Origin of the sequence: Actinacidiphila oryziradicis (genome assembly GCF_005047355.1) — a bacterium.
In the GTDB taxonomy this organism is placed as follows: domain Bacteria; phylum Actinomycetota; class Actinomycetes; order Streptomycetales; family Streptomycetaceae; genus Actinacidiphila; species Actinacidiphila oryziradicis.
Window position 1 is genome coordinate 1 of the sequence record NZ_SUMC01000179.1, and the last position, 9,371, is coordinate 9,371.

At 67.4% G+C, this 9,371-nt stretch carries 6 protein-coding genes; 3 read left to right on the forward strand and 3 right to left on the reverse strand.

Annotated features, from left to right (window positions below; translation table 11 throughout):
- Positions 1-341 (reverse strand): transposase (locus FCI23_RS52000; RefSeq protein WP_136730930.1); only part of this gene is annotated, 341 nt, incomplete at its 3' end.
- A 303-nt stretch (positions 342-644) separates the two neighbouring features.
- Between FCI23_RS52000 and FCI23_RS52005 the strand changes: the two genes are divergently transcribed.
- Complete coding sequence (locus FCI23_RS52005) at positions 645-2,684, forward strand: DEAD/DEAH box helicase family protein (protein WP_136730931.1); 2,040 nt, start codon at positions 645-647, stop codon at positions 2,682-2,684.
- A 9-nt stretch (positions 2,685-2,693) separates the two neighbouring features.
- Positions 2,694-3,998: a hypothetical protein gene (locus FCI23_RS52010; protein ID WP_136730932.1), complete on the forward strand. Its 1,305-nt coding sequence runs from the start codon at positions 2,694-2,696 to the stop codon at positions 3,996-3,998.
- A gap of 183 nt (positions 3,999-4,181) precedes the next feature.
- Here the strand turns inward: FCI23_RS52010 and FCI23_RS52015 are convergent, their stop codons facing one another.
- Together FCI23_RS52015 and FCI23_RS52020 are read right to left on the reverse strand one after the other, a co-directional pair.
- Entirely contained in the window at positions 4,182-4,556 is a 375-nt protein-coding gene (locus FCI23_RS52015; protein WP_136730933.1) for a hypothetical protein, read from the reverse strand.
- A gap of 4 nt (positions 4,557-4,560) precedes the next feature.
- Positions 4,561-7,101 carry a DEAD/DEAH box helicase gene (locus FCI23_RS52020; protein WP_246144872.1) on the reverse strand — a complete coding sequence of 847 codons (2,541 nt, stop codon included), beginning with the start codon at positions 7,099-7,101 and terminating at the stop codon, positions 4,561-4,563.
- Between the two features lie 216 nt (positions 7,102-7,317).
- Between FCI23_RS52020 and FCI23_RS52025 the strand changes: the two genes are divergently transcribed.
- Positions 7,318-8,712, forward strand: a complete 1,395-nt coding sequence (locus tag FCI23_RS52025; protein ID WP_169317417.1) for a restriction endonuclease — start codon at positions 7,318-7,320, stop codon at positions 8,710-8,712.
- Positions 8,713-9,371 lie beyond the last annotated feature (659 nt).

Consider the following 9,371-nt stretch of genomic DNA (forward strand, 5'->3'; position numbering starts at 1 on the left):
CGGCCCGGCGAGCACTCCGCGCTCGGCCGGGGATACGTCGAGGCATCCACGCCGAACATCAAAGGCTCGTCCGGGAGCTGGCTCACCAGCAGGGATCGCAGCCGCTCTTCGTCGACCGCTCCGCGAGCCAGAGCGTCATACAGAGCACCGTGCCCGCGTCGGAAGTTCGACTGCAGTGACAGTTCGACGAGCGAGGTTACCGGACCCTCAGCGCACAGCACCGCGTCAGTCAGATCGAACAATGTGTCGGCCCGGGCCGGCAGGCAGTCGTAGAAGTCGGCACGGAATCGTGACAACACGGACAAGGACTCGACGCGGGTGGCGTCATCAACAACACTCATTGCAGCGGCCGTTCTTGTGACACCTTCGAGCTCGACACCCGAAGGATCACGGACGGCCGCGCTTGCTGTCAGGGGAATGGGGAACCCCGACGAGAAACGATCTTGGCGAGCTTAAATCTCAAGCTTTGAGATCGGGGCGAATTCAGGGTGTGGCGATGCCCCACCGCCGTGTACGTACCGAGAAAGGACCGAGTCGGCGGCCATCGGTCCGTCCCGTTTTTACGCTCATATGCGCAAGTAGGGGTCCGTTGTCAGTGCGAGCTTGTACCTTCGCACCGTCAGATTCAGTGTCCAGGGGGGACTATGGTCGATCTTGATCCACGCCGATTGTTCAGCTCGTCACAGCGACAGGAACTCTACGAGCTTGCCGAAGGGCGCTGTCAGCGTTGCTTCGAGCTGTTGGGGCAGGGCTGGCACGCGGACCATCGCGTCTCCTGGGCTGACGGAGGCCCGACCGAGGTCGAGAACGGGCAGGCACTGTGCAGTGCCTGCAACATCCTCAAAGGACGTGACATGAACTACCGCGACACCTTCGTTCCCCGTCCGTTCCAGGCGAGCGTCATCGACCGCGTGCTTGAGCGAATTTCTGCCGGTGAGGACCGCACGGTGGTGCTCGCCTCGCCCGGATCCGGCAAGACACTGGCGTACCAGTCACTGGCCACACGGCTGATCCGGGAGGGGATGATCGACTACGTGGCGGTCTTCGCCCCCCGTACGGCATTGGCAGAGCAATGCGAGACCGAGTGGATGGTGACGGACAAGGACGGAAACGTCCTGGGCGGCCTATGTGAGCTGTTCGACGCCACCAGGCGGCTCGGGAAGATCCGTCACCGCGTCAACGAGGTGCCGCTGGTCCCCCCCAACGAGCGGAACAGCGGTTTCGTCGCGACCTACAGCGCGCTGGTCACCAACGAGGAAACGTTCACTAAGTGGGCTGGCCGCCACCAGGGGCGGTTCCTTTTGATCGCCGACGAAGGCCAGTTCTGCGGTGACGACGCCGAGGGCGGCGGCACGCGCGCCGGCGATCTGATCAAGAAGATGCACGAGTTCGCACTGCACACGCTGCTGCTGACAGGCACGCCCTACCGCGCCGACAACCAGAAGCTGATCCTCGCCGACTACGAAACTCATGAGACGGATCCCAAGAAGCAGCAGCTGGTGCGCCACGCGGAAGCCACCTACGCAGACGGCATCGCGGAGGGTTACCTGCGGACGTTCGAGATGAAGCTCACCGACGCCCGCATCTCGAAGCGCACTATGGCCGCCCCCGAAAGCGGCCGCGGCGACAGCCTTCTGGAGTTCAACCTCTCTGACGACGGCAGCGAGCTGATGCCGGCGCTGAGGGACGAGAAGACCTGGAAGCCCTTGGTCGACCTCGTGGTGAGGTCGGTGCGAGACAAACAGAAGTTCAACGCCGCATACCGCGGGCTCATCTCCTGCATGCAGCAGGCCGAGGCAAAGAAGGTCGTCAAGTACCTGCGGGAGAGTCACCCGGATCTGCGGGTGGGACTGGCGGTGTCCGCCGACTCCGGCGCTGCCGGCCAGGCCCTCGCGGACTTCAAGGTCCAGCCGATGGATCTCCTGGTGACCGTCCGGATGGCGTTCATCGGCTACGACTGCCCGCAGATCGCCGTCGTCGGGGTTCTGACCCACTACCGCGACGGCGGGCACCTGATGCAGCTCATCGGGCGTGGTCTGCGGGTTTGGAAGGGGGGGCCGCCAGCGCGCCAGCAGTCGTGCATCATCGTCGCCCCCGACGACCCCAAGATGCAGCGCTTCCTCGATCTGATGCGGGACGAGGCGCTGCAGGGACTGCGGATCATCGAGGAACGCGGCGAGGAGGAGGAGCCAAAAGAACCCGGAGAGCCGGTTCAGGAGACTTTCTCGTACGTCGAATCGTCGGTGGCGACCACCACCCGAGCAGCCAGCAACGAGGTCGACGTCGAGGCGGACGAGTTCCTCCTGATCGAGGGCTACAAGGTCATGGCGGACTCGGGCGAGGACGCGACCAAGCTGAAGAAGATCCTTGAGTTCGCCGGCATGGAGGTGCAAAAGCCTGTTCCCAGCCCCCGGGAGGAACCGTCCGCGGCACCCGTGGCGCAGGCCCCGAAGACCGATCGTGCCCAGATCGAAGAACTCAAGTCCAAGGCGAGTGACGCCGTCCGCAAGGAACTCGCCCGGCGCGGTGTCACACCGGACAAGCCTGGCTACCAGGAAGCGGTGACCAAGGCGCAGTACGCGCTGAAGCAAGCGTGCGGCTTCAGCGCGGACGAGGCCAATACGCTGCAGAAAGCGGACAAGCGACTGCGCGCCGCCCTGAACATCAGCCAGTACCTGGCTTAGGAGATACACATGACCGTGCGCGTCGAGTCGAACAGCTACCTAACGGAGGAGCAACAGAGGGTCTACCAGCTTCGCAGCAGCCTCGAACGCAACGGGGGCACACCGGGCGGGTTTCTGGATCTGTTGGCCGCGGTCGTCTCGGACGGTACATGGCGCCAGGTCCCCGCTGGCGTCAACGCCGACGCGCCGTTCACGTCGTTCAGCGACTTCATCGAGGCCAAGCCGCCCTTCGGGCTTGGGCACAAACCTGAGTACGTGCTGAAGGTGCTTCAGGTGCCTCACCCACACGAAGGCGTTCCCGAGATCCGGAAACGGATGAACGCGATGCGGGCCGAAGTCCAAAAGATGCTCGCGCAAGAGGGCATCACTGGGTATAGCGAGGAGCAACGCGACCGGGACATCACGGCGTGGGCGGCCCTCGACCGCTCGGGCGGCTGGTGGCTGGCGTTCTTCGTGGCCTGCCAGGTCTCGAAGGGCGCGGACGGCAACCGAAACTCCGCTGGCAACGGCAAGGCCGACGGCCTTCCCAAGATCTCAGCTGCCGAGTTCGCGCGGAGGTCACGCACGTCGGCTGAGAGAGTACTGCGCTACCTGCGCGCCTGGGAGGCGGCGAAGGAGGCCGGGGTGGTGCAGCTTGGAGCTGCTGACCTGCGACCTGGCAACGACCCGATGGAACTCCCCAGCGACGAGGTGTGGGGACGGTTCTACGGTCCGCGCAATGGAGCCGCCTCGGAGCGCGGCGCCCTGATCGCTGCGGCGGCAGAGGTAGCCGGCATCCGGCCCACCAAAGCGCTGGAGGTGAAGGAGAATCCCACTGCCCTCAAGGTAGCGATCATCGCCGACCAGCGGACTGCCGAGGCGGCCAAGGAGGCGCTTGACGTCCGAGCCGCCGAAGCACGCAAGGTCGAGCGTGCGCAGTACGTCCGGCAGGTTGCCGGAGACGGCAAGGCGAAGACACCGGCCGGCCTCCCCATCGAGCTGCCCGCCCAGGCCAAGGCGAAGGCCGCCGCCTACGTGGCAGTCGTCGAGGACGAGAAGGCCACCCCGGAAGCGGTCGCCGAAGCGTACGAGGCAGTCCAGGCCCTCATCGTCGAGACGGTTGCCTCCGATCCGGAGATCACGATCCGCGAGCAACGGACCCGCTTCACCAAGACGCTCACGAGCACCGTGAGGAGCATTGAGTCCATCGACCCGGACGACCTGCTCGCCGTTGCGGACGACGGTCTGCGCGCCAGTATCGTCGCCGCCCAGAAGCGGATCAACGAGCTCGCCGACCTCCTTGCACCGCCGGCTTCCAGCCATCGCGACGCTTAGCAGCTCCGTATTCGGTCAGGGAGGCCCTGCACGCTGCCGTGCGGGTCCTCCCTGATCGAGCCGCCCCTCCGCCCGGGGAAGGCCTGCGCCGTGCTCGCGGTCATGCCGCCCATGATGCCGGGCGGGATCCGGTGTCCGCTCCCACTGCACCGGATGCCCGCTGCACGGCCCCCTTCGACGGGGTCAGCTCGTGGTGTAATCCCGCCGGAGCGCTTCCAGTTCCTTGAGCCAGATCGCCTCGTTGTCGCCCTTGCGGGTGGCGCCGTACGGCGGCCGTCTGGCGAGCTTGTAGAACCCGGCCGAGGGACGCAGTTCGTCCTGGAGGACCACCAGGGCTGAGATCAGCGGCTTGCGGCCGTCGGGGCTCTCCTGGACGGAGGCGTCCTCCAGCAGGAACGGCAGCGGGCCCTGGTAGGCGGGAACCGCGTGATGGTCGGCGATGAGCAGCGCGCTCAGGTCGCCGTAGGTCAACGGCCGGCAGCCGCTGCGTGCCCGGTCCTTCAGGATCTCCACCACGGCTTCCAGAGCCGCCTCGTAGTCGCTGTCGCCACGTTTCACGGTGTCACGCTCCCGCTGCCGCACGGGGAGTCTCGGCGTACGTCTGGAATAGGACTCCCGCCGTGAGCCTGTGGTGGGTGAGCTGAGCCGCGACGGCCTGCTCATCCTTCCAGCGGCCCGGTCCGTCGCCGAGCGCGACCGCGTACGCCACCACGGCCGTCTTGAGATCCTCCAGCTTCTGCCCGGTGATCACGCGCATCCCCGGGACGGCGATCGCTTTCGGGTCGAGGACACGGCTGGGATGGACCATGACCGCCAACGCGTCCACGCCCGGGTGCTGCTCCTGGTCCCAGCGGACGCTGCCGCCGAGCTGGTCGAGGTCCTTCTTCACGATGGTGTCGGTGGTGCAGCCGGTCTTCAGCTCGGTCACAGCGTGCCGGTCGGCGGTCAGCGCCCACAGGTTGTCGGGGCCGGTGCCGTACAGCTTCTCAGGGCGGGTACTGGTGAAACCCAGGTGCTCACCGAGCCCCTGCCAGGCGGCTTCGGCGTCATTGGTGCGCTCCTCGTCCCACACGATCTCTTCCAGCAGCGCACGCACGCCCAGCACCAGCAGCCTGCCGTCCTCGTACGTCTCGCCCAGAAACTGTGCGGCGGCCCGGGCTTGCACGGCGGCGGCCCGGATCTTCTCGGGCGGGGTGCCGGCAGCGGCCTTCAGCACGAAACCGTTGTCCTGCACCGCGCCGGCCAGAGCACGCTGCGCAGCCCCGGCGTCGGTCAGGTGGATGTAGGCCGCCTTCTGCTCCATCATCCAGCCGCGCAGAGCGTCATCGTCGTCCAGCCCGTTCATGGTCCGCTGCAACCGCTCGGCGGCGGCGCCGCTCTGTCCGGCGGAGGCGAGATCGAAGGCCTCACGGGCGGCCACGGCTTCGGGCCGCACGATGCTGGTCTCGGCATAGCGGACCTCCGCGAGCACCCGGCGGCTGCGCTCCAGCCACTGGGGATCGCGGCCGAGGCAGGCGCCCAGGGCAGCGCGGATGCCGTCCAGCCCCTCGCCCTTGATCTGGTCGGCGATATCCCGGCTCAGGCCCAGCTGGGCTCGGGTGGCGGGGGAGAACAAGCTCAGGTGGAGCCGGTCGCTGGTGGCCACTCCGAGGTTGGCGCCGAGCAGGAGAACCGCGCAGTGGTCGTCGCTGTCGCGTACGCCACGTCCCATGCCCTGCTCGATGCGCTGGACCTCGCGGGCGAGCCGGGCTGGGCTGTTGGCCAGGGCGACGGCCTCACGGCGCTCGACGGCGTCCATCGGGCGGGGGATGCCGTCCAGGATCAGCAGCCGGCAGGCGTCGCGGGGGAGGTCGATGCCGTCGTACTTGTTGACCAGCACCACCAGGCCGACGTGCCCGGCCTTCAACTCGGCGACGCCCGCCGCCAGCTGGCCCACATGGTGGATCCGGGCGGCGTAGGGCTTCCATGCCTCAGCTGCCTTGTCGCTGGGCACGAGGACAACGACGTTGATCCGCGGGGAGTCCTCCACGCCGTCGCCGTCGCGGTCGCCGAGAGCGAACTGACCGGCCATGACGCGTACGGCCTCGTCATCGAGGGACGGATTGAGCGCGATCGGTGCCAGGATCATGCGGTCGCCGAGGTCGGAGGCCCGGCCGGGCGTGACCGGCCGGGCGACCAGCTTGGGATCGGCGTCCAGGTCGGTCACCAGGACGCTGTCGTCGGAGAGCGTGGCGGTCAGGTACACCCGGCGGGCTGCCCGGGCGAAGGCCGGGATCATGCGGATCGGCGGGCACGGCGGCCGGATCTCCACGCCGCGGCTGGTCACCGTGGCCGCGCACAGTTTCAGGTCCTCCGCGATCAGCGGCCACTCGAACTTGAAACCGTAGTCCTGCCGATAGGGGTGGAGCAGGGCCATGACCTCTCTCTGCCGGTTGGCCCAGGACCAGAACGGGATCCGCACGGCCGCGGAGTAGTCGCCGGCCTGGATGTCCTGCCAGCCCTTGGCCGACTGGTGTTGCAGGTCTGCGGAGAACATCGCCAGCAGCGCCTCGTACGCGGGGTGCAGGGCCGGGATGGTAAGCCGGAACTGGCCCTCGGTGGTCGCCAGCGCCGCGTGCGCGTCGTCGACGACGACCAGGCCGAGGTCGATCCTCTCCCGGCCGTCGCCGACGACGCCGAACACCGACATGCCGTTGATGAGCTTCTGGAAGGTCGTGACCAAGATGGCCTGCTGGGAGCGGAACGCCATATCGTTCGGGTCGTCGCAGGTCGCCAGCGTCAGCTTGCGCGCCTCCGCGCGGACCTGCGAGGCCAGATAGGTGTCCGGCGCGAGGTAGACGGCCTTTCCGATGCCCTCGTTGAGGGTGCTCTGCGCGATCAGTAGGCCTGCGGCGGTTTTCCCGCCGCCGGTGTTCTGCTTGATCACCACATCGCGGTCGTTCCTGCGCTGGAACCATCCCTCCAGCACTTCGCCCTGCTCCTGGCGCAGATAGGGCCAGGGCCGATTGGTCAGCGCCGCGAAAATCTCCCTCGGGTGCAGCAGGGGTTCCTGGTCTCCCGTACCGATGCGGCTCCAGTCCAGCCCCATGACATGCTCCCCCATTCCCCGAGCGGCACCCTTGCCGCTGGCGAAGGCAATGATCCTCCGGCGGTGACGAGTTCACGAACCCGCTGGCCAGGCTGTAAGTCTCCCGGCCTTGAACACGTGCCGCGCCAGCAGCTCGGCTCGGGCCTGGCGGTCGCCGTGGCCAGGCGCTCGTATGCTCGGCGAATCAGTACGACGCTCAACTGCCCCGCACACGGCACCGAAGAAGGACACATGACGGTGGATGAGACCCAGCTGCGGCTGATCGCGGAGTACCAGCGGATGCGCCGGGAACCAGCGGCGCGTGCGAAGGCGCGGGGCGTCTGCTTCAACGGGTTCCTCGCTCAGGTCCTGCGGCACGACGGGCTGGACGCTGTCAGCGATCAGCGGGGGCTGCACGGCCGTGACGAGACCGACGTCGTCTTCTACTTCGACGGCACGCACTACATCCTCGAAGCCAAATGGACGAAGAAGCGGGTCAGCGACGATCCGATCGGAAAGCTCCACCGCCGCCTGCGGACCCGTCAAACCGGTGTCCGCGGCGTGATGGTCTCCATGTCCCGCTACACCCGCGACGCCCTGAACACGGAGGAGAACTTTGCCGACGTCATCCTGCTGGACGGCTCCCACGTCGAAGCCATGGTCTGCGGCCTGCTGCCGCCCCAGCAACTCCTTCATCAGATCCTGTCCGTCACCACCCGCCGCGGCGGCTCCTACGTCCCCCTCGCCGACCTGCTCCGCCCCGCCATGACCCCCGACCTCCCCCGACTGCGCCCGACCCTCGCGGGATCGGACGACCCGGTGACCGTCCAAGCCGGCCCGGGCGTCACCGTGACACCACTGCTCACCGCCCACGGCCCATGGACCGACACCGCGTCCGGGATGGCGGTCACCAAGAACGGCGACCTGCTTTGGACGCTCGACAGCGGCATCCTGCGCGTCGCCCCGGTCACCGGCACCACGTCCTGGCACGACACCCTCCAGCTCTGCTACGGGCCGGTCATCCCGCGCAGCGACGACACCCTGATCGCCGTACGCGCAGGGGCAGCACTGCGCACCGGCCCCACCGGAATCACCGCCCTCGGCGGCGGCTTCAACACCTTCAGCTACGCCCTGCCCGGGACCGGGGACGACGCCTGGGTGTTCTCCAGCACCGGTCCCACCGGCGAGGTGTACAAGGGATCCCACACCCTTACCCGCCTAGGGGACACCCTGGCCGACAGCGCTCCGCACTCCATCGAATTCTCCGGTGGGGTCCACCAGGCAGCCATCACGCCCGCCGGAACGGTCTACCTGTCCGGCGGCGGGGACAGCGTGACGGCGGACCTCGCGCCGAGCATGGACGGCAACACCGGATGGTTCGCCTCCGTCCCCGTCGTCACGCCGACCACCTCGCTCGTCCTCGACGACCACACCGTGCTGCTGGCCGGCCGTGTGGGCAACGGCATCGAGACCGCCGTGTACGCCGCCGACACCCGCACCCGCTCCTACAGCCAACTGGCGCGCCTGCACGGCACCTACGACCTCACCGCCGTCGCCCGGGACCGCGACGGAGCCATCTACCTCCTCGCCGACATCCGGGGGAACAGCCCGACACCGCACCCGCACCTTCTCCGCCTGACGCGGTGATCCTCTACCCAGAGGGGCTGTCCGTGGTCGCCAAGACAGCTGGGCCGACTACCTCGCAGCATGCAAGGCCACCGAATAGCGCACGGTCGGGACACTGTGTGCGTGATCCGGAACAGATCGTGCCGGAGGGGCGACCCGTCTCTCAGTGCTCCCCGACTAGAGGTGCCGCGCTGGAGCGGAGATCAGTTGCAGTGGCGAGCCCTTCGGCCGATGCTGGAGGTGAACCCCAATGTCTAGAGATACGGGGCCCAGAGATGAGTCCCAATCGCAGGCCACGCGCGGAGACCGTCTCCACGGGGGAAAAGCTGCTCGGTTTTTCTCGAAGTGAAGTCCGGGAAGCAGCCGAGAGGGTGCGGGCCCGTACCGGTGCGAGTTCCTTGCGCGCAGTTCGTGTCGGTGAGGTTGTCGCGGAGCTGCGGGGCACGCCGAATGCCCCCCGAGCCGAGGGCCGCCTCGCCCGTGATCGACTCCGTCGAGAAGTCCAGAAGGTTCTTACCTCTTCAGCTAGAGCCCAACCCCGGAGACAAGGTGGGGGCAGGCTTAGCCCTGGATATTCAGCGGAATTGGGTGATCTGACGCCCCGATAGCAGAATGGTGCCGCTGACCTGCGAGGATGCGAGTGTCTACGTCGTATCCGCTGCAAGAATCAGGGCACCAAT